28 protein-coding genes are annotated in these 25,335 nt (G+C 72.3%); 18 read left to right on the forward strand and 10 right to left on the reverse strand.

Going from position 1 to position 25,335, the window contains the following annotated elements:
* Positions 1-6 precede the first annotated feature (6 nt).
* From B0I33_RS11390 to B0I33_RS11425, 8 genes are all read left to right on the forward strand, one after another.
* On the forward strand, positions 7-390 hold the full coding sequence (locus tag B0I33_RS11390; RefSeq protein WP_106178584.1) for a PTS glucitol/sorbitol transporter subunit IIA: 384 nt from the start codon (positions 7-9) through the stop codon (positions 388-390).
* Positions 387-782: a transcriptional regulator GutM gene (locus tag B0I33_RS11395; protein WP_106178585.1), complete on the forward strand. Its 396-nt coding sequence runs from the start codon at positions 387-389 to the stop codon at positions 780-782. The genes B0I33_RS11390 and B0I33_RS11395 overlap by 4 nt, the downstream gene beginning before the upstream one ends.
* 250 nt (positions 783-1,032) lie before the next feature.
* Complete coding sequence (locus tag B0I33_RS11400) at positions 1,033-2,340, forward strand: NAD(P)H-dependent oxidoreductase (protein ID WP_106178586.1); 1,308 nt, start codon at positions 1,033-1,035, stop codon at positions 2,338-2,340.
* On the forward strand, positions 2,331-3,302 hold the full coding sequence (locus tag B0I33_RS11405; protein WP_106178587.1) for a thiamine pyrophosphate-dependent dehydrogenase E1 component subunit alpha: 972 nt from the start codon (positions 2,331-2,333) through the stop codon (positions 3,300-3,302). The genes B0I33_RS11400 and B0I33_RS11405 overlap by 10 nt, the downstream gene beginning before the upstream one ends.
* Complete coding sequence (locus B0I33_RS11410) at positions 3,299-4,309, forward strand: alpha-ketoacid dehydrogenase subunit beta (RefSeq protein WP_106178588.1); 1,011 nt, start codon at positions 3,299-3,301, stop codon at positions 4,307-4,309. Before B0I33_RS11405 ends, B0I33_RS11410 begins: the two co-directional genes overlap by 4 nt.
* Positions 4,303-5,424 (forward strand): 2-oxo acid dehydrogenase subunit E2, encoded by a 1,122-nt coding sequence (locus B0I33_RS11415; RefSeq protein ID WP_106178589.1) that lies wholly within the window; start codon positions 4,303-4,305, stop codon positions 5,422-5,424. Before B0I33_RS11410 ends, B0I33_RS11415 begins: the two co-directional genes overlap by 7 nt.
* On the forward strand, positions 5,421-6,185 hold the full coding sequence (locus B0I33_RS11420; RefSeq protein WP_106178590.1) for an IspD/TarI family cytidylyltransferase: 765 nt from the start codon (positions 5,421-5,423) through the stop codon (positions 6,183-6,185). Before B0I33_RS11415 ends, B0I33_RS11420 begins: the two co-directional genes overlap by 4 nt.
* An 8-nt stretch (positions 6,186-6,193) precedes the next feature.
* Positions 6,194-6,550 (forward strand): hypothetical protein, encoded by a 357-nt coding sequence (locus B0I33_RS11425; protein WP_245900609.1) that lies wholly within the window; start codon positions 6,194-6,196, stop codon positions 6,548-6,550.
* Between the two features lie 21 nt (positions 6,551-6,571).
* Here the strand turns inward: B0I33_RS11425 and B0I33_RS11430 are convergent, their stop codons facing one another.
* Positions 6,572-7,567, reverse strand: a complete 996-nt coding sequence (locus B0I33_RS11430; RefSeq protein ID WP_106178591.1) for an aldo/keto reductase family protein — start codon at positions 7,565-7,567, stop codon at positions 6,572-6,574.
* A gap of 71 nt (positions 7,568-7,638) precedes the next feature.
* Positions 7,639-8,295: a DUF3043 domain-containing protein gene (locus B0I33_RS11435; protein WP_106178592.1), complete on the reverse strand. Its 657-nt coding sequence runs from the start codon at positions 8,293-8,295 to the stop codon at positions 7,639-7,641.
* Between the two features lie 156 nt (positions 8,296-8,451).
* On the opposite strand from B0I33_RS11435, the gene B0I33_RS11440 reads away from it, so the two are divergent.
* Positions 8,452-8,829 (forward strand): HesB/IscA family protein, encoded by a 378-nt coding sequence (locus B0I33_RS11440; RefSeq protein ID WP_106178593.1) that lies wholly within the window; start codon positions 8,452-8,454, stop codon positions 8,827-8,829.
* 82 nt (positions 8,830-8,911) lie between these two features.
* On the opposite strand, the gene B0I33_RS29910 is transcribed toward B0I33_RS11440, so the two are convergent.
* The gene (locus B0I33_RS29910; RefSeq protein WP_181193251.1) at positions 8,912-9,079 is read right to left on the reverse strand and encodes a hypothetical protein; all 168 of its coding nucleotides are present in this window, start codon (positions 9,077-9,079) and stop codon (positions 8,912-8,914) included.
* 141 nt (positions 9,080-9,220) lie between these two features.
* Here B0I33_RS29910 and B0I33_RS11445 point away from each other — a divergent pair, with 141 nt between their 5' ends.
* Positions 9,221-10,210, forward strand: a complete 990-nt coding sequence (locus tag B0I33_RS11445) for a carbohydrate kinase family protein (RefSeq protein ID WP_106178594.1) — start codon at positions 9,221-9,223, stop codon at positions 10,208-10,210.
* A gap of 97 nt (positions 10,211-10,307) precedes the next feature.
* On the opposite strand, the gene asnB is transcribed toward B0I33_RS11445, so the two are convergent.
* Complete coding sequence (gene asnB, locus B0I33_RS11450) at positions 10,308-12,236, reverse strand: asparagine synthase (glutamine-hydrolyzing) (RefSeq protein WP_106178595.1); 1,929 nt, start codon at positions 12,234-12,236, stop codon at positions 10,308-10,310.
* 167 nt (positions 12,237-12,403) lie between these two features.
* Here asnB and ctaC point away from each other — a divergent pair, with 167 nt between their 5' ends.
* Both ctaC and B0I33_RS11460 read left to right on the forward strand, forming a co-directional pair.
* On the forward strand, positions 12,404-13,348 hold the full coding sequence (gene ctaC, locus B0I33_RS11455; protein WP_106178596.1) for an aa3-type cytochrome oxidase subunit II: 945 nt from the start codon (positions 12,404-12,406) through the stop codon (positions 13,346-13,348).
* A 57-nt stretch (positions 13,349-13,405) separates the two neighbouring features.
* On the forward strand, positions 13,406-13,825 hold the full coding sequence (locus B0I33_RS11460; protein ID WP_106178597.1) for a cytochrome c oxidase subunit 4: 420 nt from the start codon (positions 13,406-13,408) through the stop codon (positions 13,823-13,825).
* 26 nt (positions 13,826-13,851) lie between these two features.
* Here B0I33_RS11460 and B0I33_RS11465 read toward each other — a convergent pair whose 3' ends face one another.
* On the reverse strand, positions 13,852-14,673 hold the full coding sequence (locus tag B0I33_RS11465; RefSeq protein WP_106178900.1) for a DMT family transporter: 822 nt from the start codon (positions 14,671-14,673) through the stop codon (positions 13,852-13,854).
* A 192-nt stretch (positions 14,674-14,865) separates the two neighbouring features.
* On the opposite strand from B0I33_RS11465, the gene B0I33_RS11470 reads away from it, so the two are divergent.
* Entirely contained in the window at positions 14,866-15,828 is a 963-nt protein-coding gene (locus B0I33_RS11470; protein ID WP_106178598.1) for a GlxA family transcriptional regulator, read from the forward strand.
* 6 nt (positions 15,829-15,834) lie between these two features.
* On the opposite strand, the gene trpD is transcribed toward B0I33_RS11470, so the two are convergent.
* The 3 genes from trpD to B0I33_RS30800 form a co-directional block, all read right to left on the reverse strand.
* On the reverse strand, positions 15,835-16,866 hold the full coding sequence (gene trpD / locus B0I33_RS11475) for an anthranilate phosphoribosyltransferase (RefSeq protein ID WP_106178902.1): 1,032 nt from the start codon (positions 16,864-16,866) through the stop codon (positions 15,835-15,837).
* Between the two features lie 2 nt (positions 16,867-16,868).
* Positions 16,869-17,279, reverse strand: coding sequence for a hypothetical protein (locus B0I33_RS11480; RefSeq protein WP_106178599.1), 411 nt, complete (start codon positions 17,277-17,279; stop codon positions 16,869-16,871).
* Between the two features lie 65 nt (positions 17,280-17,344).
* Complete coding sequence (locus tag B0I33_RS30800) at positions 17,345-17,782, reverse strand: hypothetical protein (RefSeq protein ID WP_342750056.1); 438 nt, start codon at positions 17,780-17,782, stop codon at positions 17,345-17,347.
* A gap of 66 nt (positions 17,783-17,848) precedes the next feature.
* Between B0I33_RS30800 and ctaE the strand changes: the two genes are divergently transcribed.
* The 4 genes from ctaE (at position 17,849) to qcrB (ending at position 22,187) form a co-directional block, all read left to right on the forward strand.
* Complete coding sequence (ctaE, locus tag B0I33_RS11490) at positions 17,849-18,478, forward strand: aa3-type cytochrome oxidase subunit III (protein WP_106178600.1); 630 nt, start codon at positions 17,849-17,851, stop codon at positions 18,476-18,478.
* A 61-nt stretch (positions 18,479-18,539) separates the two neighbouring features.
* Positions 18,540-19,367, forward strand: coding sequence for a cytochrome bc1 complex diheme cytochrome c subunit (gene qcrC / locus B0I33_RS11495; RefSeq protein WP_106178601.1), 828 nt, complete (start codon positions 18,540-18,542; stop codon positions 19,365-19,367).
* Positions 19,368-19,371: 4 nt separating this feature from the next.
* Positions 19,372-20,526, forward strand: a complete 1,155-nt coding sequence (qcrA, locus tag B0I33_RS11500; protein WP_106178602.1) for a cytochrome bc1 complex Rieske iron-sulfur subunit — start codon at positions 19,372-19,374, stop codon at positions 20,524-20,526.
* A complete protein-coding gene (qcrB, locus tag B0I33_RS11505; RefSeq protein ID WP_106178603.1) occupies positions 20,523-22,187 on the forward strand; it encodes a cytochrome bc1 complex cytochrome b subunit in 1,665 nt (554 codons plus the stop codon). Before qcrA ends, qcrB begins: the two co-directional genes overlap by 4 nt.
* A gap of 94 nt (positions 22,188-22,281) precedes the next feature.
* Here the strand turns inward: qcrB and B0I33_RS11510 are convergent, their stop codons facing one another.
* Both B0I33_RS11510 and B0I33_RS11515 read right to left on the reverse strand, forming a co-directional pair.
* Entirely contained in the window at positions 22,282-22,566 is a 285-nt protein-coding gene (locus B0I33_RS11510) for an Lrp/AsnC family transcriptional regulator (protein WP_106178604.1), read from the reverse strand.
* Positions 22,567-22,625: 59 nt separating this feature from the next.
* A complete protein-coding gene (locus tag B0I33_RS11515) occupies positions 22,626-24,338 on the reverse strand; it encodes a DEDD exonuclease domain-containing protein (protein ID WP_106178906.1) in 1,713 nt (570 codons plus the stop codon).
* 141 nt (positions 24,339-24,479) lie between these two features.
* On the opposite strand from B0I33_RS11515, the gene B0I33_RS11520 reads away from it, so the two are divergent.
* The gene (locus tag B0I33_RS11520; RefSeq protein WP_245900611.1) at positions 24,480-25,289 is read left to right on the forward strand and encodes an endonuclease/exonuclease/phosphatase family protein; all 810 of its coding nucleotides are present in this window, start codon (positions 24,480-24,482) and stop codon (positions 25,287-25,289) included.
* The last annotated feature ends 46 nt before the right edge of the window (positions 25,290-25,335 follow it).

A 25,335-nucleotide genomic window follows, 5' to 3' on the forward strand; every position in this document is an offset into this window, starting at 1 on the left:
CAGGACATGAGCGGGTACAGCGTCTACTACGAGAGCACCGTGCTGCGGGCGGGCGAGGAGGCCGCCGACCTGGTGGCGGGCGGCGTCGTCATCCTCTACGCCGACCCGATCCCGGACGCGCTGGAGAGCGTCAGCGTCGTGCACGGTCCGGCGAGGGGGCCGGAGCGGGAGATCCGGCCCGGTGACGTGCTGCTGTTCGGCGAGCAGCGCGTCGAGCTGGTCGCGGTGGGGGAGCGGGCGCACGAGAACCTGCGCACGCTCGGGCACATCGTCGTCTACCTCGACCCGGACGGCGGCACGTCGCTGCTGCCCGGTGCGGTGCACGCGAAGGGCGCGGTCGCGCTGCCCGCGGCGGGCACCCGCCTGGCCCTGGCCGGGAGCGCGGCATGACGTGGCAGGCGGCGGCGCTGCTGGTGGCGGGGTTCGTCGTCGCGGGCCTGCTGAGCTACCGCCAGCACCTGGCCTACCAGCGGGCGGTCAACGCGCTGGCCGCGCAGGAGAACCGCGGCGGCATGCTGCTGGTCAGCGGCCGGGCGAAGGGCAGGTTGCGCGGTGCCGTCGTGCTGCTGGTCATCGACCGCCGCCGGGGCACGGTCACCCGCGCGCAGGCGATGGAGGGCTCGTCGGTGTTCGCCCGGTTCCGGGAGCGACCGGACCTCACCGGCCCGGTGGCCGGGGCGGAGGAACGGGCGGGCTCCCGGCTGCTCGGCCGGGCCGTGCACGAGGCCCTCGGCATGGCGAGCCGCCTCAACGCGGGCGCCATCCGCCCCCACCCCACCTAACCCACCCCACCCGGCAGCAGTGAAGGCCACCTTGCGTGCGCTCAACGCACGCAAGGTGGCCTTCACTGCGTGCTCCCACGCGTGCCCCCCGCGTGCCGCCAAGGCCACTTTGGAAGGGAGTCTGGGTGGGGGTGCTTTTGCACATGTGTGCAGGGTGGCGGGCTTGTGTGCGCTTCCACGACCGTGCTACCAAGATAGTCACTGAAGTGCACACATGATGCACATATGTGCAGACGGAAGGTGTCGTGGGATGAGCTACGTCGATCGGCTGCGGGCGCGGGAACGGGAACGGGGCCGCCCCATCCGCGTGGGCCTCGTCGGTGCGGGCCAGATGGGCACCGGCTTCGTCGTCCAGGCCGGCCGCATCCCGGGAATGGTGGTCGCGGCCGTCGCGGACGTCGTGCCGGAACGCGGCCTCGCCGCGCTCGGCGCGGCGGGCGGCACCGACGGTGTCACCGGGGAGGACCCCAGTGAGCTCGCCGCCGCCATCGAGGCGGGCAGGCCGGTCGTCACCACCTCGGCCGCGACCCTCGCCGCGCTGCCGGTCGACGTGCTCGTCGACGCCACCGGCGTGCCGGAGGTCGGCGCCCAGGTGGCGTTCGCCGGGCTGCTCGCGGGCAAGGACGTGGCCACGCTCAACGTCGAGTGCGACGTCACCGTGGGGCTGGTGCTCGCCAACCTCGCCCGCCGGACGGGCCGGGTCTACACGGTGTGCCGCGGCGACGAGCCCGCCGAGTGCAAGGCGCTCGTCGACCACGTGCGGGACATCGGCTTCGAGGTCGTGTGCGCGGGCAAGGGCAAGAACAACCCGCTCGACCCCGCGGCCACCCCCGCCACGGTCGCCGACGAGGCCGCCGCGAAGGGCATGAACCCGCACATGCTCGCCAGCTTCGTCGACGGCTCGAAGACGATGATCGAGATGGCCGCCCTCGCCAACGGAGCAGGCCTCGCCGTGCCCTCCCGGGGAATGACCGGGCCGCACTGCACGGTCGAGGCGCTGGCGGAGACGTTCCGGCCCGCCGTCGACGGCGGCGTGCTGCCGTCGACGGGCGTGGTCGACTACTGCACCGGCCCGGTCGCGCCGGGTGTGTTCGTCATCGGCCGCAGTGAGAACCCCGTCGTGGTCGAGGAGATGGCCTACCTCGGCATGGGCAAGGGTCCCTACTACGCCTTCTACCGGCCCTACCATCTCGCCAGCGTGGAGGCGCCGCTCTCCGTCGCGGAGGCGGTGCTCGACCGGACGCCCAGCCTGGCGCCGCTGGCGTGGAACGCGGAGGTGCTCGCCGTCGCCAAGCGGGACCTCCGCGCGGGCGAGCGGGTGGACGGCATCGGCGGCGAGACCGTGTACGGGATCACCGAGAGCGCCGAGTACGCGCGGGCGGGCGACCACGTCCCGCTCGGGCTCGCCCCCGGCGCGCGGGTGCTGCGCGACGTACCCGAGGGCACCGCGCTGACCCGCGCCGACGTCGCGCTCGACGAGACCACCACCATCGCCGCCCTGCGCAGGCTCCAGGACCGCCTGCTGTCCGTGCCGGAGGTGAGCGGCGCGTGGACCTGACCAAGGACGCCGCCACGGCGCGGCACGCGCTTCGGACGATGTGGACGATCCGCCGCTTCGAGGAGGCCGTGGACGACCTGTTCGCCCGCGGGCTCATGCACGGCACGATGCACCTGTCGATCGGCCAGGAGGCGGTACCGGTCGGCGCCTGCCTCGCCCTGCGCGACGGCGACTACATCACCTCCACCCACCGCGGCCACGGGCACTGCATCGCCAAGGGCGCCCGGCTGGACGCGATGATGGCCGAACTGCTCGCCAAGGAGACCGGCTACTGCCGGGGCCGGGGCGGGTCCATGCACATCGCCGACGTCGCCACCGGCAACCTCGGCGCCAACGGCATCGTCGCGGGCGGCGTGCCGATCGCCACCGGCGCGGCGCTCTCCGTGCGCCTGCGCGGCGGTGACGCGGTGGCGGTCAGCTTCTTCGGCGACGGCGCGGTCAACGAGGGCGCCTGGCACGAGGGCGTGAACCTCGCGGCCGTGTGGCGGCTGCCCGTGGTGTTCGTCTGCGAGAACAACCAGTACGGCATGTCGATGCCCGCCACGCGGGCGGCCAGGGTGGACCGGCTCGCCGAGCGGGCCGCCGCCTACGGCATGCCCGGCGTGACCGTGGACGGCAACGATCCGCAGGCCGTGCACGACGCCGTCGCCGACGCCGTGCACCGCGCGCGGGCGGGACAGGGCCCCGCGCTCGTCGAGGCGCTCACCTACCGCTGGAAGGGACACTCGAAGAGCGACAAGAACCTCTACCGCACGCGCGACGAGATCGACGCCTGGCGCGAGCGCGACCCCATCGCCCGCTTCGAGCGCGCGGTGGCGGGCACGCTGTCCGAGCCGGAGATCGCCGACTGCCGCGAGCAGGCCGTCGCGGCGGTCCGCGCCGCCGTGCGCAGCGCCCACGCCGCGCCGGACGCCGACGCCGGTTCCCTCACCGACGCCGTCTACGCGGAGGGGGCCGCATGACCACCGCACCGGCGGCCCCCGGCACCCGCACGCTGACCTACGCGGACGCCGTGCGCGAGGCGCTCGCGCAGGCCATGACCGCCGACGAGCGGGTGTTCCTGCTGGGGGAGGACATCGGCACCTACGGCGGGGCGTTCGGCGTCACCGGCGACCTGGTCCACCGGTTCGGCGAGGAGCGGGTCCGCGACACCCCGATCAGCGAGCTCGGCATCGTGGGCGCCGCGGTCGGTGCCGCGCTGACCGGGATGCGGCCGGTCGTGGAGATCCAGTTCTCGGACTTCACCGCGCAGGCGATGGACCAGATCGTCAACCAGGCCGCCAAGATCCACTTCATGCTCGGCGGCGCCGCCACCGTGCCGCTCGTGCTGCGCGCGCCCGGCGGGTCCGGCACCGGGGCGGCGGCCCAGCACTCGCAGAGCCTGGAGGCGTGGTTCGCCCACGTACCCGGGCTGAAGGTGGTGATGCCGAGCACGCCCGCGGACGCCAAGGGCCTGCTGCTGGCGGCGATCGACGACCCCAACCCGGTGATCGTGCTCGAGCACAAGCTGCTCTACAAGGACAGCGGCCCGGTGCCGGAGGACGCCGCCCGCGTGCCGCTGGGCACCGCCGAGGTGCGACGTCCCGGAGCGGACCTCACCGTCGTGGCCACGGGCGTGATGGTGCCCCGCGCGCTGGCGGCCGCCGAACGGCTCGCCGGGGAGGGGATCAGTGCCGGGGTGGTGGATCCCCGCACGCTCCGGCCGCTGGACACCGAGACCATCCTGGACAGCGTCGTCGAGACGGGGCGGCTGCTGCTCGTCCAGGAGGCGCCGAAGACCTGCGGGTACGTCGCGGAGATCGCCGCGGCCGTCGCCGGGTCGCGGGCGTTCGGCCACCTGCGGGCGCCGGTGGGCAGGCTGTGCGGGCTCGACGTGCCGATCCCGTACGCGCCGCAACTCGAGCGTGCCGCCGTTCCCCAGGTGGAGGACATCGTCCGCGAGGCGAGGGACCTGGTGCGCCGATGGTGAGCAACCGGGTTCCGCTGGTCATGCCGAAGATGTCCATGACCATGACCGAGGGCGTCTTCCTCGCGTGGCGCAAGGCCGAGGGTGACCCGGTCCGCCAGGGCGAGGTGGTGTGCGAGGTGACCACCGACAAGGTCGACATGGAGGTGGAGGCCACCGTCGACGGCGTCCTCGCCGAACTCGTGGCCGCGCCCGAGGACGTGATCGCCGTCGGGGAGCCGATCGCGTACGTCGACTCCGAATCCGCCGGCCTGCTCGACGGCCTGCTGGACGGCCCCGCTCCGCCTGCCCCGGCCCCGTCACCGGAGCGGGAGCCGGAACAGGCCAGGGCCGCACCGCCGGAGCCCGCGGCGGCCGTACCTGAGCCGGGCCGGGTCGCGGCGGTGCCCGCCGCCCGCCTGCTGGCCGCCGAACGCGGCATCGACCTCGCCACCGTGCGGCCCACCGGCCCGTGGCAGACGATCCGGGTGTCCGATGTGGAGGGGCAGCGGCGCGGGAACGGGCGCGGCGTCGTCGCGCGGCTGGCCGAGGCGAGCGTGCGGATCCCGCAGGTCGTGGTGTACCGCGACCTCGACCTGGAGACCGCCGCCGCGCGGCGGGCGGGCCGCCCGTGGACGGCCGAGTTCCTCCGGGCGTTCGCGGCCGCGCTGCGCGGGCACCCCGAACTGAACGTGGCGTGGACGGACGGCACGGTCCGCGGGCACGAGCGCGTCGGGGTCGCGCTCGCGGTGGACACCCCGCGCGGGCCGAGGACTCCCGTGCTCACCGACCCCGACCTGCGGAGCCCGGACGCGCTCGCCGCCCTCGTCGCCGACGTCGCGCGGCGGGCGCACGCGGGCAGGCTCTCCCTCGCCGAGCTGTCGGCGCCCGCGGCCGCGACCGTGTCCGACCTCGGTGCCCTCGGCGTCCGTGCCTTCCAGGCGCTGCTGACCCCGCCGCAGGCCGCCGCGCTGGCCGTGGGCGCCGTCGAACCGGTGGTGGTGCCCGTGCCCGGGGGCATCGGCACCCGGCTGCGCTGCACCGTCGGCCTGACCGTCGACCACCGCATCGCCGACGGTGCCGCCGCCGCGCGGCTGCTCGGCACAGTGCAGCGGGTTCTCGACGCGGGAACCGTATGATCGCGCGGGTGGTGGACAGGAGATCGCGGCGGCGGGGACGCGCCGCGCGGACGCCGTACGCCGCCGGGGTGGTCCTCGCCAGCGGGGCGGGCACGCGGGTGGGCGCCGCGATGAACAAGGTCTACCTTCCGCTCGCCGGGCGGCGGCTCGTCTCCTGGTCGCTCGACGCGTTCGCCAGGGTGCCCGAGATCGGCGCGCTGGTGCTGGTCGCCCGCCCGCAGGACGCCGACCTCGTCGGCTGGGTGCTCGACCGGGAGGTGGAGGCGGAGGTCGAGGTCGTGCTCGGCGGGGAGACCCGGCAGGAGTCCGAGCTGAAGGCCCTGCGCCACCTGTCCGGCCGCATCGACGACGGCACGGTCGACGCCGTCCTGCTGCACGACGCCGCGCGGCCGCTGGTCAGCCCGTCGCTGATCGCGGGTGTGCTGCACTCGGCCCGGGAACACGGCGGCGCGATCCCCGGCCTGCCCGCCGAGGACATCGTCGCCGTCGGCCCCGGCGACCCCGCGTGCGGGACGTGGGCGCGGGAACCGATGATCCGGGCGCAGACACCGCAGGGCTTCCGGGCGGGCCCGCTGCTCGCCGCGTACGAGCAGGCGGTGCGGGAGGCCTTCCTCGGCACCGACACGGCGTCCTGCATGGAGCGGTTCTCCACGCTGCCGGTGCACTGGGTGCGCGGTGAGCAGCAGAACTTCAAGGTCACCTACCCGCACGACCTCGTGGTCGCGGAGCAGGTGCTCGCGGCGGCGGGCTACCAGACGTGAGGGCGGACATGATGGGGACTGTCGAGCACGCGACGCTGACCTGTCACCGGTGCGGCCGGGAAACCCGGCACGAGCTGGCCTACGCGGGCAGGCTGCTCGTCGTGACCACGTGCACCCGGTGCGGCAACGGCATCGGCCGCGACGTGCGCCGCCGCTACCTGGCCGACCTGCGGCAGCGGGTGGCGAGCAAGCCGGGCCGGATGCTGCGCCGGTTCCGCAGGCATCCGGTGGGCTTCACCACCTCCCTGCCGCGGACCACGGTGCTCAAGCCGTGGGAGCTGGTGGAGGAGATGCGGCTGGTGTGGAGCGCCGCCGCGGGCACCCGCGGGCGCGAGACCGGCGGGTGCCGCGGCGACCGGCACTGACCCGGGAAGGGGATCGGCCCGTCAGAGCACGGGGCTCTGCGTGTGCCTCGGGTCGTCCTCGACGATGCCGAGCAGCTCGGTGTCGATCGCGGTCATCAGGTCGGCGTCGAGCGTGACGCCCGCGGCCTTGACGTTCTCGTGCACCTGCTCGGGCCGGGACGCGCCGATGATCGCGGAGGCGACGTTCGGGTTCTGCAGCACCCAGGCGACGGCCAGCTGCGCGAGCGAGAGCCCGGCCTGGTCGGCCAGCGGCTGGAGCCGCTGCACCCGCTCCAGCACCTCGTCCCGCAGGAAGCGCTTGATGAAGTTCGCGCCACCCTTCTCGTCGGTCGCGCGCGAGCCCTCGGGCAGCGGCTCACCCGGCCGGTACTTGCCGGTGAGCACGCCCTGCGCGATCGGCGACCACACGATCTGGCTCAGGCCCTCCCGCTCGCAGGCGGGCACGACCTGCGCCTCGATGATCCGCCACAGCATGTTGTACTGCGGCTGGTTGGACACGAACGGGACGTTCAGCTCGCGGGCGAGCGCCGCACCCCGGGTGATCTGCTCGGCGTTCCACTCGGAGACGCCGATGTAGAGCACCTTGCCCTGCCGCACGAGGTCGGCGAACGCGAGCATGGTCTCCTCCAGCGGCACCGTGTGGTCGAACCGGTGCGCCTGGTAGAGGTCGATGTAGTCGGTCTGCAGCCGCTTCAGCGACGCGTGTGCCGACTCCATGATGTGCTTGCGGCCGAGGCCCTTGTCGTTCGGCCCGCCGGGACCGGTGGGCCAGAACACCTTGGTGAAGATCTCCAGGCTCTCCCTGCGCTGCCCGGCGAGCCCGCGGCCGAGGACCGACTCGGCCGCGGTGTTCGCGTACACGTCGGCGGTGTCGAAGGTCGTGATGCCGGCGTCGAGCGCCGCCTTGATGCAGGCGTGCGCCTGCTCCTCCTCCACCTGGGAGCCGTGGGTGAGCCAGTTGCCGTACGAGATCTCACTGACGGAAAGGCCGCTGCGGCCGAGACGACGAAACTCCATTCCCGCACCCTAACGTCAGATGCTTCGCCATGCTAACGACCTGGAGTGCGCTCCAGGTGGCACAGGACACGTCAGTCGATGGCCTGGCCCGGCTTCACGCGCGGCTTCGGCACCCGCAGCCTGCGGATCTGGCTGGCGCGCACGAAGGCGTACCAGCCGATCGAGAAGCCCTTGACCTCCTCGTTCGGGAACTTCTCCCGCACCTGCCGGGTGATGCGCCTGCCGTTGAGGAAGCCCTCCACCACCATGCCGAGCAGCAGCACGGTGGTCATCAGCGTCGCGTACTGCTGCACGGCGGGCACCGGGACCAGCAGCGACACGAACACCAGCACCGCCAGCGGCATGAACAGGCCGAGGATGTGCCGCCGGGAGTCCACGAGGTCCCGCACGTAGGCCTTGACCGGCCCGCGGTCGCGGGGGAGGAGGTATCGGTCGTCCCCCGCCATCATGCGCTCGCGCCGTTCCTTGGCCGCCGCGCGCCGCTCCTCCTTGCTCACCGGGTTCTGCTTGCGCAGCTCACGGTTGCGCCGGATCGCCTCCCGGGTGCTCCGGGGCGGCGGCGCGACCGGGCCGCGGCGCTTGCCCTCGGCCTCCCGGCGCTTCGGCGTCGCCCTGCCCTTGGCCGGCGTGTAACCGCGGGACGTGCGGCTCTCCCCGTTCGAATCGACCTCGACGGGCTCGGCCGTGGTGTCGGCCTCTTCGGTGGTGTTGCGGCGCAGGAACCTCACCGCACCAGGGTATTGCAGCGCTCACCACTGATGTTCAGCCGGTCGCAAGATGTGTCACCATGGTTGTCAGCGCCTCGGCGTGGGAACAGAACGGGTGCGGCTGGTGTTGACACTGGTCAGCACCGGCACCCGTGCACGAAACCGTGAGGGAGAGTCATGACGACCGCTGAGCAGACCGGCAACACCCAGGCCGACGCCGGCGAGGCCACACACGGCGTCACGTTGACCGACGCCGCGGCTGCCAAGGCGAAGGCACTGCTCGATCAAGAGGGCCGCGACGACATGCACCTGCGTATCGCCGTGCAGCCCGGTGGCTGCGCGGGTCTGCGGTACCAGCTGTTCTTCGACGAGCGCACGCTGGACGGCGACCTGTTCCGTGAGTTCAACGGGCTCCGGGTGGCCGTGGACCGGATGAGCGCGCCGTACGTCCAGGGCGCCGAGATCGACTTCGTCGACACCATCGAGAAGCAGGGCTTCACCATCGACAACCCGAACGCGGGCGGCTCCTGCGCCTGCGGCGACTCGTTCCACTGACCCGAAACGAGCATCAGGGGCCGTGATCGCCACCGATCACGGCCCCTGAGTCGTCTCCGGGGGCCTTCTCGCGCGTGGCCCCTCAGACGTACTCGTCGAGGTCGGCCACCTGGGCGTGACACGCCTCGTCGACCCGCCACGGGTGGGCAGGCTCCCGCGCGGTCCGCGGCCCGGGTGGCTGCGGGCGGGGGATGCCCGCGCAGTCGGCGATCAGTTCGGCCATGGTCTCGGGTTCGGTCACGGTGCGCACGGTCTCGAAAGTAGGCTCGTCGGCGTAGGCGCGACACCCTTACCGTTCGGTAGTCTCGGCCGGTGCGCCGGGACCACCCGGCCGGGGCACGACCAGCCTTTCGGTTCGCGCGCAGTCGAACTCCGATCCCAGGGAGACCCGGTGGCAGCCAGCGGACGCATCGCGGTGTGCGGCAGTATCGCGACCGACCATCTCATGCACTTTCCCGGCCGGTTCGCCGAGCAGTTCGTGCCTGAGCAGCTGCACCGCGTCTCGCTGAGCTTCCTCGCCGACGACCTGGTGGTCCGGCGCGGCGGCATCGGCGCCAACATCGCGTTCGGCCTCGGTGTGCTGGGGGCGGCTCCGGTGCTGGTGGGCGCCGTCGGCGAGGACTTCGCCGACTACCGGGCGTGGCTGGAGCGGCACGGGGTGGACACCTCCGGGGTGCACACCTCGGAGATCGCGCACACCGCCCGGTTCGTGTGCACCACCGACGACGACCTCTGCCAGATCGCGACCTTCTACGCGGGCGCGATGGCGGAGGCCCGCAACATCGAGCTCGCGCCCGTCGCGGCGCGGGCAGGTGGCCTCGACCTGGTCCTGATCGGCCCGGACGACCCCGAAGGCATGCTCCGGCACGCCGAGGAGTGCAGGCAGCGCGGCTACCGGTTCGCCGTGGATCCGTCCCAGCAGCTGGCCAGGATGGACGGCGCCGGTGTCCGCGCGTTCGTGGCGGGGGCATCGTACCTGTTCAGCAACGACTACGAGTGGGAGCTGCTGCTGCGCAAGACGGGCTGGTCGGAGGCGGACGTGCTGGCCGAGGTCGGCACCCGGATCACCACGCTCGGTGACAAGGGCGTCGAGATCGTCTCCGCGGACGGCTCGTCGTTGCAGGTCGGCGCGGTCCCCGAGACGACGAAGGCCGACCCGACCGGGGTCGGCGACGGGTTCCGGGCCGGGTTCCTCGCCGGCCTGCACTACGGGCTCGGCGTGGAGCGCTCCGCCCAGCTCGGCTCGCTGATCGCGGTGCTGGTCCTGGAGACCGTCGGGACGCAGGAGTGGACGTTCGAGCGCGAGGCCGCGCTCGACCGCTTCTCCGGCGCGTTCGGCCAGGCGGCGGCGGACGAGGTGGCCGCGGTCCTGCCCCGCTGACCGAGGCAGTGCGGGCAGTGCGGGCAGTGAATGGCACATCGCCTGCGCTGAACGCAGGCGATGTGCCCTTCACTGCCGTCGTCGCTCGCCGGGTGGGTCAGAGCTTGACCGGGTACTGGGGTTCCGGGATCTCGGGCTTGATGCGCTGCTCCACGAAGATGCCGTGCCACAGCATGAACACCAGCAGCGCCCACAGGCGCCTGCTGTGGTCGACGTGGCCGGCGCGGTGCTCGTCGAGCAGGCCCAGCACGGCCTGCTTGTCCAGCAGTTCCTCGGTCCGCGAGTCGTGGATGATGCCGCGTGCCCAGTCGTACATCTCGTCGCGCAGCCACAGCCGGATCGGCACGGGGAAGCCGAGCTTGCGCCGGTTCAGCACGTGGGCGGGCACGATCCCGTCCAGCGCGCGGCGCAGCGCGAACTTCGTGGTCTCCCGCGTGATCTTCTGGTCGAGCGGGATGCCCGCCGCCACGCGGAACACCTCCGGGTCGAGGAACGGCACCCGCAGCTCCAGCGAGTTGGCCATCGTCATCTTGTCGGCCTTGACCAGGATGTCGCCGCGCAGCCAGGTGAACAGGTCGACGTGCTGCATCCGCGCCACCGGGTCCCACGCCGCCGACGTCTCGTACCACGGCCCGGTCACGTCCTGGTGGCCGACGCCCTCGGTGAACGTCCGGAGCACGCCGCGCAGCTGGTCGTCGCGGAAGATCCGGGCGTTGCCGTAGTAGCGCTCCTCCAGCGGCAGCGCGCCGCGGCGCAGCAGGTCCTTGCCGCGGGTGCCCTCCGGGATCCGCGCCGAGAGCCTGCCGAGCAACCTGCGCACCCCGCCGGGCACCTTCTCGAACGGCGCCAGGGACAGCGGCTCCCGGTAGATCGTGTACCCGCCGAACAGCTCGTCGGAGCCCTCGCCGGAGAGCACGACCTTCACGTGCTTGCGGGCCTCGCGGGCGATGAACCACAGCGGCACCAGCGCCGGGTCGGCGACGGGGTCGTCCAGGTACCAGACGATGAGCGGAAGTGTGTCCATCATCTCGTCGGCGGACACCGTGCGCACCACGTGCTTGACGCCGATCGCCGCCGCGGACTCCGCGGCCACGTCGACCTCCGAGTAGCCCTCCCGCTCGAAGCCGGTGGTGAACGTGATCAGGTTCGGGTTGTGCTCCTTGGCCAGCGCGGCGATCGCGGTGGAGTCGATGCCGCCGGACAGGAACGCGCCCACGGTGACGTCCGCGCGCATGTGCTTGGCCACCGAGTCGCGCATGACCTCCGCGATCTCCTCGTGCAGCGCCGCCACCTGCGCCGGGCCGGACACGGGCCGCGCGCGGAACTCGGGCGCGAAGTACCGCTCGGTCTTCACGTCCCCGCCCGGCGCGACGGTGAACGACGTGCCCGACTCGATCCGCCGGATGCCCGCGTGCAGCGACTCTGGTTCCGGCACGTACTGCAGCACCAGATAGTGCTGCAGGGCGGTGCGGTCCAGCCGCTCGGCCACGCCCAGGGTCTCCGCCAGCTCCAGCAGGCTCTTCTTCTCGCTGGCGAAGGCCACGCCGCCGGGACCGGCCGAGTAGTAGAGCGGCTTGATGCCGAACGGGTCACGCGCCCCGAACACGACCTTGCGCTCGGAGTCCCAGATCAGGAACGCGAACATGCCGCGCAGCCTGCCCACGGCGGCCGGCCCGAGGTGGTGGTAGGCGGCGACGATCGCCTCGGTGTCGCCCGCTGTGTCGAACGTCGCACCGTGCTCGCCGGCCAGCTCCTCGCGCAGCTCGAGGTAGTTGTAGATCTCACCGTTGAAGTTGATGGTGTAGCGCCGGGGGTTCTCCGGAGGACCCCAGGTCAGCGGCTGGTGCGAGTGCTCGACGTCGATGATCGCGAGCCGGTTGAAGCCGTAGACCACCTCGGCCTCGGCCCAGGTGTCCGTCTCGTCGGGGCCGCGGTGCCGCTGGCAGCGCAGCGCCCGGCCGACCGCGTCCCGCGCCTTCTCCGCGTCGTTCTCGCTGGCACAGACCAGTCCAAGCAGGCCGCACACGCGTCTTCACACACCTCAGGTTGCTCGTGGCCGACGTTCGAAGCCGCAAGTATGCCCGTCGCGCCGGGGGCCCCCGGGTGCTGGGTCGGACACCCCTTGGACAGCAGAGCAGGACAACTCGGTTAGGCTCCGGCTGTCGGAAAGATCGGGCGAGGAGGCATCGCGCTGTGGGCGTTGCAGAGCGCACCCGGGCAACGCGGCCGTTGCGGGCCGTCAAGGTTGCCGCGCTCGCCGGGCTGGTCGCCGTCCTGGCGACGGGGTGCTCGGGCGAGGAAGTACTGCGGTTCGGCTGGCCGGAGGGTGTCACACCGGAAGCGGATCGCATGCGGGTGCTGTGGACCTGGTCGGTCATCGCGGCCCTGGTCGTCGGCGTCATCGTCTGGGGCCTGATCTTCTGGGCCGTCGCCTTCCACCGGAAGAAGAAGCACGAGACCGAGCCGCTGCCCCGCCAGTTCCAGTACAACGTGCCGCTGGAGCTGTTCACGGTTGTCGTGCCGGTGATCATGGTGTGCGTCCTGTTCTTCTTCACCGCCACCACCGAGAGCGTCGTACTCGACGAGCAGGAGGACCCCGACGTCACGGTCGACGTGACGGCCTTCCAGTGGAACTGGGAGTTCCAGTACCCGGACACGCGGACCGCGGACGGGGGGCCGGTGAGCACGGTCGGCAGCTCGACCGAGATCCCGCTGCTGGTGCTGCCCACCGACCGGGTGATCCAGTACAACCTGCGCTCGACCGACGTCATCCACTCGTTCTGGGTGCCCGAGTTCAACTTCAAGCGGGACGTCTTCCCGTACCCGGAGAAGAACAACCAGGACAACACCTTCCAGAACACGATCGACCAGGAAGGCTCGTTCGTCGGCCGGTGCGCCGAGCTGTGCGGCACCTACCACGCCATGATGAACTTCGAGGTGCGGGCGCTGTCCCCGGACAGGTACGACCGGTACATCGAGCTGCGCACGCGGGTGAACCCGGAGACCGGGGTGCCCTACTCCGCGTCCGAGGCGCTGGCGATCATGCAGGACGAGGGCTGCGGCGAGCTGTGCAGCCCGCGCGCCGTCACCACGGAGCCGTTCGCCACCAGCCGTACGCTGCGCACCGCCTCCGGCTAGCGCGGCGCACCCCGAGCGAATCCCCAGTGAGTCAGTGACAGTAGTGAGGACGGGTCCATGAAGGTCGAAGCCCGGGTTTTCGACATCGTCACGGTCTTTGCCTTCCTCGTAGCGGCGGTCTACGGGGTGATGACCGGGTACATGACCGAGGACGGCGTGGAGCCGATCGGCACGGTCGCGCTGTTGCTCACCGGTGGCCTGGCGCTCATCGTCGGCAGCTACTTCCGGTTCATCGCGCGCCGTATCGAGCCCAGGCCCGAGGACACCGAGGACGCCGAGATCAGCGACGGCGCCGGTGAGCTGGGCTTCTTCAGCCCCGGCAGCTACTGGCCGGTCGGTCTCGCCGCGTCGGCCGCGATCGCGGGTGTCGCGCTCGCGTTCTTCCAGATCTGGCTGCTGATCATGGCCGTCGTCGCCCTGCTGATCACCATCGGCGGCCTGGTCTTCGAGTACCACACCGGGCCTTCCCACCACTGACCGGACCGGGACGCGGAACCGGGCGTTCACCGGCGCCGGGGCGTCATGGCGGCGAGCAGCACCGCCACCATGCCGGCACCTTCGGCGACCGTGGGCCGGTGCCCGTACGCGAGGACGTCGACCACCACCGCGACCACGGGGTAGAGGTAGGACACCAGCGCCACCGTGCCGGTCGGCAGCCTGCCGATGCTGCTGTACATCAGCACGTACATCAGTGCCGTGTGGACCGTGCCCAGCAGCGCCAGCCAGAGCAGCCCGCCCGCCGAGGCGGGCAGCGGCGTGACCGCCAGCGCCGGGGCCAGCAGCACCGCGCCCAGTGACAGCTGCCCCGCGGCCAGCACGTGCGGCGGGACGTGCGCGAGCCGTTTCGCGACCAGGGACGCACCCGCGTAGAGGACGGCGGCGCCGAGTGCGAGAGCGATCCCGCCCAGCCGCACCGGCTCCCCTCCGGTGCCGTGCGCGCCCAGCGAGATCAACGCCACTCCGCCGAACGCCACCACCGCCCGCGCCAGGTGGCTCCGGGTGACCTTCTCCCGCAGCAGCACGGCGGCGAGACCGACGAGCAGCAGCGGCTGGGTGTGGTACACGACCGTGCTCACGGAGAGGGACGACAGCGCGTACGACGCGAACAGCAGCACCCAGTTGCCGACCAGCAGGACTCCACCCAGTGCGGCCAGCCCGAGCTCCCGCCTGGTCAGCGCGGCCGGCCGGGCCCGGCCCAGCCGCCCGCGGGCGAGGCCCCACAGCACCAGCAGGAGGCCGCCCACCAGGCAGCGGGCGAACGCCACCGCGGACGCCGCGGCTCCGCTCTCCACGACGACCGCGCCGATCGTGCCGGACAGCGCCATCGCCGCCGTCCACCGGGCCAGTGCCGCGCGGTCGACCGGTGCGGGGGAGCCCTCCGGGTGGACCGTGACCGGCGCGGTGGGCGTGGAGGGCGGTGGAGGCGTGGGCGTCATGAGCACAGCGTCCGCCGCGCGGACGGTCCCGACGAGTGGCAGAAGTGACACGGACCGCAAAAGATGTGACAGCATCACCGGATGCGGGTGGAACGGGTCGCGGTGGTCGTGGCCGACGAGGTGTCACCGTTCGAACTCGGCGTGGCGTGCGAGGTCTTCGGGACCGACCGCTCCGCGGACGGCATGCCCGGCTGGGAGTTCGCGGTGTGCTCGCCCGGCGGCGCACCGGTGCGGAGCTGGTCGGGTTTCGCCGTCGGCGGTCTGTCCACGCTGGACGTGGCGGGGGCGGCGGACCTGCTCGTGGTGCCGACGTGCGCGCCCCGTGGCGCGCCGCCGCCGGAGCCGGTGCTCGACGTGCTGCGCGCCGCGGCCGGGCGTGGCGCCTGGGTGGCCGGCTTCTGCGCGGGGGTGTTCTCGCTGGGGTACGCGGGCCTGCTCGACGGCAGGCGCTGCACGGTGCACTGGGTCTACGAGCGTGAGTTCCGGCGGCGTTTCCCGGCCGCGGCGGTCGACTCGCAGGCGCTGTACGCGGAGGACCGGGGCGTGTTCACGAGCGCGGGCACCGTCGCCGCGGTGGACCTCTGCCTGCATCTGGTGCGCAGGTTGCGCGGGGTCGCGGCGGCCACCGCGCTGGCGCGCCGGATGGTCGCGGCGCCGCACCGCGCGGGCGGGCAGGCGCAGTTCGTCGAGGCGCCCGTGCCCGCCTCCGCCGCGCCGGACGACGCCGTGGTGGCCGAGGTGCTCGAGTGGATCGAGCGGAGGCTGGACCAGCCGGTGAGCGTCGCGGAGCTCGCCAGGCGTGCCGGGCTGGGCCAGCGGACGTTCCTCCGCCGGTTCGCCGTCGCGACGGGGACCACGCCGCACCGGTGGCTCACCGAGCGCAGGCTGGACCGGGCCCAGGGCCTGCTGGAGGACGGCGCGCTCTCCGTGGAGGACATCGCGCGGACGTGCGGCTACGCGTCGGCGGCCGCGCTGCGGCACCAGTTCACGCGGCTGCGGGGAACGTCACCCAGCGCCTACCGGAGAGCCTTCGCGGGTACCTGACGGGGTTCAGCGGAACGTCGTCCAGCGGTCCAGCAGGCTGGCGGCGGCGCCGCTGTCGACGGCCGTCGTGGCCAGCCGGAGGCCGCCCCGCAGATCGGCCACCAGGTCGCCGGAGAAACCCGTGAACGCGGCCAGCGCCCCCGCCGCGTTGAGCAGCACGGCGTCCCGCACCGGGCCGGGAGCGCCCGCGACGAGGGAGCGCACGACCTCGGCGTTGGCCGCCGCGTCCCCGCCCCGCAGGTCGTCGGCGGTGCCGGGGGCCACGCCGAGCGCCGCCGGGTCGATCGTCTCCCGGCGCACCTCGCCGCCGGAGACGACCCACGCGGTCGTGGTGGTCGTGGTGGTGATCTCGTCGAGACCGTCGTCCCCGCGGACCAGCAGCACGCTCGCCCCGCGCCGCGCGAACACCTCCGCGAGGACCCGCGTCTTGTCCTGGTAGGCGCAGCCGATCAGGGCCGCACCGGGCTGCGCCGGGTTGGTGAGCGGGCCGAGCAGGTTGAACGTCGTCGGCACGCCCAGTTCCCGCCGGGGCGGGCCGGTGTGCCGGTACGCGGGGTGGAACGCGGGCGCGAAGCAGAAGCCGATGCCGACCTCCTCGACGCAGCGCCGCACGTCCTCGGGGGTCGATTCGATGGTGACGCCGAGCGCCTCCAGCACGTCGGCCGCGCCCGACTTCGACGAGGCGGCCCGGTTGCCGTGCTTGACCACCGGCGCCCCGGCGGCCGCGACCACGAGCGCGGTCATCGTCGAGATGTTGACCGAGCCGGACCGGTCGCCGCCGGTGCCGACGATGTCCACCGCGCGCAGGTCGCCGAGGTCGACGCGGCGCGCGTGCGCCAGCATCGCCTCCGCCATGCCCGCGATCTCGGCGGCCGTCTCGCCCTTGGCCCGCAGCGCGACGGCGAAGCCCGCGATCTGCGCCGGGGTGGCGGCCCCGGACATCACCTGGTCCATCGCCCAGGCGGTGTCCGCCTCCGAGAGGTCCGTGCCCGCGATGAGCTGCTGCAGCAGGGTCGGCCAGGTGTGGGTGTCCGCCATGTTCACCCGCCGACGACGGGCACGCGCCGCCTGCGCAGCACGTCGGCGACGGTCTCGGCCGCGGTCAGCGGGTCGAGCGGGTGCACCAGCACCGCGTCGGCCTGCGACCACGTCGCCAGCCACCGGTCGTCCTTGCGCCGGACCGCCACCACGATCGGCGGGCACTCGGTGATCTCGTTCTTGAGCTGCCTGCACAGGCCCATGCCGCCGGTCGGCTGGGCCTCGCCGTCGAGGATCGCGAGGTCGACCGTGCCCGCGTCCATCTCGGTGATGACCTCCGCCACGGTGGCGGCTTCCACGTAGGAGACACGGCCGATGTCGGTGGCGGGCCTGCGGCCCACCGCGTTGACGATCGACTCCCGTACCTCGGGCCGGTGGCTGAAAACCAGGATGCTCATCGCCTGCTCGGTCATGGTGACGCGTCCTCCGGGCCCTCGGTGGTGGTGGCTGGGTGCATGCTATCCGGCAACCACCGCCCTCACCCAGGGGGTTGCAGCGCGTCCCAGCCCAGCGCGTCCCCGCCGAGACGCTGCGCCAGCCCCGCCATCCGGGCGCGTTCCCGCGCGCAGAGCAGGGCGTCCAGCCGGTCCGCCCGCAGCGCGTGCACGCGGATCCGGTCGCCCTCCCGGCCCGCCTCCCGCACGTCCCAGCCGTCGGGCGCCAGCAGCGCGGTCGCCTCCGGGACGCGGTCCGCGGGCAGCAGCAGGTGGTGCCGCAGCACGGCGGGCCTGCCGGGGCTCCACGCGGACGCGCGCGCCAGCGCCGCCGAGTCCGCCTCGCCGACGGCGAAGGACTCCGCGACCACGGTCAGGCCGGGGTCGTCGAGGTCCGGCGTGACCTCCCCGCGCGGTCCCCGGCCCCGCCGGAACCGGTGCCACCAGCGGTTCCCTTCGCGCCGTCGTCGCTGCTCACGCATGTGATCACGCCCTTCCACGACTCACCGTAGGACCCGACCTGCGCCGCCCCTCCGGGGGAAGACATAATGCGACTCGTGACAACGGCAGCTCCCACCATCAGCCAGCGCGTGCACTCGCTGAACCGGCCCAACATGGTCAGCGTGGGCACGATCGTGTGGCTGTCCAGCGAGCTCATGTTCTTCGCTGGGCTGTTCGCGATGTTCTTCACGGTCAAGGCGCAGAACGACACGGGTGTCTGGCCCCCGATCCTGGAGTCGACCGGGGAGCCCATCCACCTGGACATCCCGTACGCGCTGCCGTTCACGATCATCCTGGTGGCGTCGTCGTTCACCTGCCAGTTCGGCGTGTTCGCGGCCGAGCGCGGTGACGTGTACGGCCTGCGCCGCTGGTACCTGATCACCCTGCTGATGGGCACGGTCTTCGTCGCGGGCCAGGGCTACGAGTACCTGAACCTCATCGCGGAGGGTGTGACGATTCCCTCAGGGGCCTACGGGACGGTGTTCTACCTCACCACCGGGTTCCACGGACTGCACGTCATCGGCGGTCTCGTCGCCTTCGTCTACCTGCTCATCCGGACCCGGCTGAGCAAGTTCACCCCGGCGCAGGCGACCTCGGCGATCGTCGTCTCCTACTACTGGCACTTCGTCGACATCGTGTGGATCGGCCTGTTCGCGGTGATCTACATCCTGCCGTGACCGGGAGACCGGTACCGCCGTCCGCCATCGGCCGAACTGACAGCAAGGGTTGCCGCAGAAGATGACCACCAGCAAGAACTCCGACACCGCCTCCGCGCGGCGGGCCGGTCGCCGCTCGAAGTTCCGGCGGCGGGTCGCCGGCCTGCTCGCTCTCGGGCTGGCGCTGCTGAGCGCAGGCGCCCTGTACGCCGTGTTCGCGCCGGAACCGCAGACCGCGCAGGCCCAGGTGGATCCCGCCCTGCTGCGCAAGGGCGAGCAGATCTACAACAACACGTGCATCACCTGCCACGGGGAGAACCTGCAGGGCGTCGAGGGACGCGGGCCCAGCCTCATCGGCATCGGCGAGGCGGCCGTGTACTTCCAGACCTCGACCGGCCGCATGCCGATGGTGCGCCAAGAGGCGCAGGCCCACCGCAAGCCCGTGAAGCTCACGCCCGAGGAGATCGACGCGCTGGGCGCCTACGTGCAGGCCCACGGCGGCGGCCCGCAGCGGCCGCCGGAGAGCGGTGAGGAGCTGATCGGCTCCAACCCCGCGCGCGGGGCCACGTTGTTCCGGCTCAACTGCGCCTCCTGCCACAACTTCACCGGCCAGGGCGGCGCGCTGTCCTCGGGCAAGTTCGCGCCGCACCTCGCGCCCGCCAACGAGGAGCAGCTCTACACCGCGATGCTCACCGGGCCGCAGAACATGCCGAAGTTCTCCGACCGGCAGCTCACCCCGGACGAGAAGAAGGACATCATCGCCTACGTCAAGTCCGTCTCGGACGGCAGCAACTCCCCGGGCGGCAACCCGCTCGGCGGGCTGGGGCCTGCTTCCGAGGGCGTCATCGCGTGGGTCGTGGGGATCGGCGCGCTGATCGGCGTCACCCTGTGGATTGGATCGAGGGCATAGGCACATGAGTAGCGGCAACGAGCCAGGAGCAACCCCGCCGCCCAGCGACGCGGAGCTCGAGAGGATGGACCGGGACGCGCTGGTCCGCCTCGGCACCAGCCTCGACGGGGTGGAGATCGTCAACTACCCCGAGCCGTGGCCGGTCAAGGGGACGCGCGCGGAGAAGCGCGCCGAGCGGGCTGTCGCCCTGTCGTTCCTCATCTCGGCGCTCGCCGGGGTGGGATTCGTGGTCGCGCTGATCTGGTGGCCGTGGCGGTACCAGCCGCCGTCCAACCAGGACGCGCACTTCCTGTACAGCCTGTACACCCCGCTGCTCGGCATCACCCTGGGTGTCTCGATCCTCGCGCTGGCGACGGGTGTGCTGCTGTACACCAAGCGGTTCATCCCCGACGAGCTCGCCATCCAGCAGCGCGACGACAACATGGGTCAGGGCTCGGCCGAGCTCCACCGCAAGACGATCCTCGCCCAGCTCGCCGACGCGGGGAACCGCAGCACGTTCGCCCGCCGGTCGGCGATCAAGCGGAGCCTCGGGCTGAGCGCGGGCATGCTCGGCCTCGGCACGGTGGCGCTGCCGGTCGCCTCCCTCATCAAGGACCCCTGGGACCAGACGGACACCAAGGAATCGCTCTGGCACACCGGCTGGCAGCAGCAGTTCCCCGGTGAGATCGTCTACCTGCGCCGCAACACCGGTATCCCGGACGAGATCTCGCTGGTGCGCCCCGAGGACCTGGACGCGGGCGGCATGGAGACCGTGTTCCCGTTCCGGGAGTCCGAGCGTGGCAACCACGAGGCACTGCTGCACGCGCTGCGCCGGGCGGACAACCCGGTCCTGCTGATCCGCCTGCGCCCCGAGGACGCCGATCGGGTCGTCAAGCGCCAGGGCCAGGAGGACTTCAACTTCGGCGACTACTACGCCTTCTCCAAGATCTGCACGCACGTCGGCTGCCCGGCGTCGCTGTACGAGCAGCGCACCAACCGGCTGCTGTGCCCGTGCCACCAGTCGCAGTTCGATGTCCTGCAGTACGCCAAGCCGGTCTTCGGGCCCGCCACGCGAGCCCTCCCTCAGCTGCCCATCACGGTGCATACTGACGGGTACTTGATCGCCCGGCACGACTTCATCGAGGCCATCGGTCCAGGTTTCTGGGAGCGCCCGTCATGAGTTCACTCACCACACCGACCAAGGGGTCCAGCTTCCTGGAGAAGCAGGCCGGTCGCGCCGCCACGGACATGGACCAGCGCTACCGCGTGGCGAAGGGCCTGCGGCACCAGCTGAACAAGGTCTTCCCGACCCACTGGTCCTTCCTGCTCGGTGAGATCGCGCTCTACAGCTTCATCATCCTGATCCTGTCGGGCGTCTACCTCACGCTGTTCTTCGACCCCTCGATGGAGGAGGTCATCTACACCGGGCCGTACGAGAACCTCAACGGCGTGCCCATGTCGCGGGCCTTCGAGAGCACGCTGGAGATCTCGTTCGAGGTGCGCGGCGGGTTGTTCGTCCGGCAGGTGCACCACTGGGCGGCGCTGATCTTCGTCGCGGCGATGTTCGTGCACATGTTCCGGGTGTTCTTCACCGGGGCGTTCCGCCGTCCCCGTGAGGCCAACTGGGTCATCGGCGCGCTGCTGCTGATCCTGGGCATGTTCGAGGGCTTCTTCGGCTACTCGCTGCCGGACGACCTGCTCTCCGGCACCGGTATCCGCGCGACGCTGTCGGGCATCACGCTGTCGGTCCCGGTCATCGGCACGTGGGCGCACTGGGCGCTGTTCGGCGGTGAGTTCCCCGGCATGGTCATCGTGCCGCGGATGTACGTCCTGCACGTGCTTCTCATCCCGGGCATCATGCTCGCGCTCGTCGCCGTGCACCTCGCGCTGGTGTGGTACCAGAAGCACACCCAGTTCCCGGGCGTGCGGCGCAAGGAGACCAACGTCGTCGGCGTGCGCATCATGCCGGTGTTCGCCCTCAAGGGCGGTGCGTTCTTCGCGCTCGTCACCGGCGTGATCGCCCTGATGTCGGGGTTGTTCCAGATCAACGCGGTGTGGAACCTCGGCCCGTACGTCGCGTCGATGGTGTCCGCGGGATCCCAGCCCGACTGGTATCTGGCGTGGGCCGATGGCATCCTCCGTATCTGGCCTGCCTGGGAGCTCTACCTAGGTGACTACACCGTGCCTCCGGTGTTCTTCGCCGGGGCGATCGGTATGGGTGTGCTGTTCACGGTGCTCATCGCGTACCCGTTCATCGAACGGAAGCTGTCGAAGGACACCGCGCACCACAACCTGCTGCAGCGACCCCGGGACGCACCGGTGCGGACCGGCCTCGGTGTCATGGCCATCACGTTCTTCATGGTCATCGAGGCGTCCGGGTTCAACGACATCATCGCGTTCGCGTTCGACATCTCGCTGAACGCGACCACGTGGGCAGGCCGGATCGGGGTGCTGTTGCTGCCCCCGCTGGCGTACTACATCACCTACCGGATCTGCCTCGGCCTGCAGCGGTCCGACCGCGAGGTGCTGGAACACGGTGTGGAGACCGGCATCATCAAGCGCCTCCCGCACGGCGAGTTCATCGAGCTGCACCAGCCGCTCGGCCCGGTCGACGACCACGGCCACGCGGTGCCGCTGGAGTACCAGGGCGCGCCGGTGCCGAAGAAGATGAACAAGCTGGGTTCGGCGGGCAAGCCGGTGCCGGGCACGCTCATCACGCCGGACCCGGCCGAGGAGGTCGCGGCGCTGGAGCGGGCAGGCGGCGCCGAGCATGACTACCCCGGCGGCCAGCTCGAGGCCCCGCAGCCCGAGGAGGCGCAGCCGGAGCACGCGGAACGCTGATTCCGCGCTCGCAGCCCGGAGGCAGTGAAGGCCACCCTGAGTGCGTTGAACGCAGTCGGGGTGGCCTTCACTGCGCGGCGCGGGTGCGGCTCGCTCAGTCGCCTTCCACCCCGATGGCGAACGCGGACTCGGTGTCGGCGCTGGAGTAGGAGCGGAACGCGATGTGGGTGTCGGTGTCGAGCACGCCGGGCACCTTGCCGATCCGCGCCGGGATCAGGTCCGCCAGCTCCTCGTGCGCGGCGACGCGCACGATCGCGATGAGATCGACGTCGCCCGCGCAGGAGTACACCTCGGACACGCCCTCGATGTCCGCGATCGCCTGCGCGGTCTCGGGGATGGTGTCCGCGGCGGCATGAATCAGGACGATCGCGGTGATCACCGGCTGGCCTCCTCGAAGCTGGTTCCGTACGACGTCGTGATCGTAGCCCGCGGCGCCGCTCAGCCCACGGTCTCCAGCGCCTCCAGCGCTTCCGCCGTCGCCACCCGGTCCAGCCACGGCCGCCAGCCGCCCGCCCCGCGCGCGGGTTCGGCCCAGGGCCGCGCCGTGCGGACCAGCCGCACCCCGGGCCGCACCAGCCAGCGCAGCAGGATGCCCACCTCCTCCGGGTTCGCGCCATGCAGCGGCCCCGCATCCGGAAGTACGGTCTCCGCCGACGCCACCAGCGCGTCCACCACCGGCATCGGGGGCACCCCGCGCCGCGCCACGCCCGCCGACGCGAGCCTGCCGTGCCGGATCACGGCGAACTCCCAGCCGCCGCTCCCGTCCGGGGCCGCGGCCACCAGTTCGGGGATCGCGGCCAGCGCGGCCAGCCGGTGCCCCCGCTCGACCGCGCGCACCAGCACGGCCAGTTGGTCGCGCCGTCGTGCCGCCTGCTCGAAGTGCTCGGCCTCGGCGAGGTCGTCCAGCTGCCGCTGGGCCAGCCGCAGCGCGGAGTCACCCCGGCCCGCCTGGAGCTCGGTGACCGTCGCCACCGAGGGCGCGTACTCGGCGGTCGTCTGCCTGCCCGCGCACGGCGCGCCGCACCGGCCCAGCTCCGCGAGCGCGCACGGCCGCGCGTCCGCGCCCTCCGCCGGGATCCGCAGCGTGCACGTGCGCAGCCCGGCCGCGCCCGCGAGGGTGTCCGCCGCCAGCTTCGCCGCCGCCTGCGAGCGGAACGGGCCCAGTGCGCCGTCCCGGGGCGCCCGCACCACCGACAGCCGGGGGAACGGCTCGTCGGTGAGCACCACCCACCACGCCTTGCGCGGGTTCTTCGAGCGGCGGTTGTAGGCGGGGCGGTGGGCTGCCAGCAGCCGCAGCTCGCGGACCTCGGCCTCGAGCGCGTGCGCGCACTCGAGCCCGTCCACCCGCTCGGCCAGCGCCACCATCTCCCGCATGCGGCCGCGGTGCTCCGACCCGGTGAAGTACTGCCGCGCCCGCCGCCGCAGGTTCCGCGCCGTGCCGACGTAGAGGACCTCGTCGTTCGGGCCCCGGAACAGGTAGACACCGGGCCGCTCGGGCAGGTGCGCCGCCAGCCCGCGCTTGCGGCGCTGCTGCGGCGTCACGTCCGGCAGGTAGTCGAGCAGTTCCTCCAGCGAGTGCACGCCGAGCGGTCCGACCCGTTCGAGGAGGGCGTGCAGCACGTCGACGGTGGCGCGGGCGTCGTCGAGCGCCCGGTGCGTCGGCTCGGTGCGGGCGCCAAGGAGCCGGGCGAGCGCCGAGAGCCGGAAGCTGTGCGTGTCCTGCCGGGCGAGCACGCGGCGGGCCAGCCGCAGCGTGCACACCACCGGTGTCCTCGGCCACGCGTAGCCGTGCGCCCGGCACGCCGCGCGCAGGTACCCGGTGTCGAACCCGGCGTTGTGCGCGACCAGCACCGAGCCCGCCGCGAACTCCAGGAACGCGGGCAGCACCCGCTCGACGCGCGGCGCGTCCGACACCATCGCGCCGGTGATGCCGGTGAGCGCCACGATCTGCGGCGGGATGGGCCCGCCGGGGTCGACCAGGGTCGCGAACTCGCCGAGCACCTCACCGCCCCTGACCTTCACCGCCCCGATCTCGGTGATGCCCTCCCCACCCGGCGGCGCCCCGGTCGTCTCCAGGTCGACGACGACGAACGTGGTGTCCCGCAACGGAGTGCCGAGTTCGTCGAACGCGAGCTGCGACGGCGAATCCATGATCGGCACAGTAGGTTCCGCCACCGACAATCTTCGCCCGCGGTTCACCGCCGCGTCGCCCGGTCGGTGCCTGTGCCCGCGAGGATCAGCGCCGCACGGTAACCCGGAACACGGTCGGAGGGTCCCATGTTACGTCGGGTGATGACACTCGCACTCGCGCTCGCCGGCATTCTGGCGAGCCTGGTCCCGGCGGCGTCGGCGGAGCACGGCGCGCGGGTACTGGCCACGCTGTCGTTCAACATCCACCACGCGGAGGGCACCGACGGCGTGCTCGACCTCGACCGGATCGCCGGGGTGATCCGCGCGTCGCGGGCGGACGTGGTGGCCCTGCAGGAGGTCGACCGGCACTACTCCGGCCGCAGCGAGTGGGTGGACCAGGCGGGCGAGCTGGCCCGGCGGCTGGACCTGCACGTGGTGTTCGGCGCCAACATCGACCGCGACCCGCCCGCCGAGGGCAGGCCGCGAGTCCAGTACGGCACCGCGATCCTGTCCCGCCACCCGATCGTCGACTGGGACAACACCTACCTGTACCGCTCGCCGGGACAGGAGCAGCGCGGTCTGCTGCATGCCGAGCTCGACGTGCACGGCGTCCCCGTGCACGTCTACAACACCCACCTCGCCGCCAGCTCCGCGCTCGACCGCCGCCACCAGACCGCGGAGATCGTCGAGCTGATCGGTGACACGCGCCGGGCGGTGCTGCTGGGCGACATCAACGCGCTGCCGGACGCGCCCGAGGTCGCCACGCTCTCCTCGGCGCTCACCGACGTCTGGCCGGTGTCCGGCCGGGGAGACGGCGCCACCTACCCGGCCGAGGACCCGGACCGGCGGATCGACTACGTGTTCACCGGGCCCGCGGTGCGGCCGCTGGTGAGCCGGGTGCAGCTGACCGACCCGGCCGCGTCCGACCACCTGCCGTTGTTCAGCAGGGTCCTGGTCAGCGCTCGCGGGTGAGCTGGGCGTCCCGAGGGGGACACGGCGCGGCCGGGGAACCTAAGCT

It is taken from the genome of Prauserella shujinwangii (assembly GCF_003001955.1).
Taxonomy (GTDB): domain Bacteria; phylum Actinomycetota; class Actinomycetes; order Mycobacteriales; family Pseudonocardiaceae; genus Qaidamihabitans; species Qaidamihabitans shujinwangii.